General features: G+C 55.9%; 1 rRNA gene. It reads left to right on the top strand.

The window, feature by feature from the left end:
- Positions 1-580: ribosomal RNA gene (locus ABD283_RS14295) — 23S ribosomal RNA — on the top strand; the annotation flags it as partial.

The raw sequence follows: 580 nt of genomic DNA, 5'->3' as shown, positions 1-580 counted from the left end.
ACAGTGCCTGATGGGTAGTTTAACTGGGGCGGTTGCCTCCTAAAGAGTAACGGAGGCGCCCAAAGGTTCCCTCAGCCTGGTCGGCAATCAGGTGTTGAGTGTAAGTGCACAAGGGAGCTTGACTGTGAGAGTGACAGCTCGAGCAGGGACGAAAGTCGGGACTAGTGATCCGGCGGTACATTGTGGAATGGCCGTCGCTCAACGGATAAAAGGTACCTCGGGGATAACAGGCTGATCTTGCCCAAGAGTCCATATCGACGGCATGGTTTGGCACCTCGATGTCGGCTCGTCGCATCCTGGGGCTGGAGTTGGTCCCAAGGGTTGGGCTGTTCGCCCATTAAAGCGGTACGCGAGCTGGGTTCAGAACGTCGTGAGACAGTTCGGTCCCTATCCGCTGCGTGCGTTGGAAATTTGTGGAGGTCTGTCCTTAGTACGAGAGGACCGGGACGGACGAACCTCTGGTATGTCAGTTGTTCCGCCAGGAGCATGGCTGATTAGCTACGTTCGGAAGAGATAACCGCTGAAAGCATCTAAGCGGGAAGCTTGCTCCGAGATGAGATTTCCTAGCCCTCTTGTGGGG

It is taken from the genome of Kocuria atrinae (assembly GCF_039531425.1).
GTDB classification, from domain to species: Bacteria; Actinomycetota; Actinomycetes; order Actinomycetales; family Micrococcaceae; genus Kocuria; species Kocuria atrinae.
Note: the sequence above shows the minus strand (reverse complement) of the source record. Positions and strands in the feature narration are given on the sequence as shown.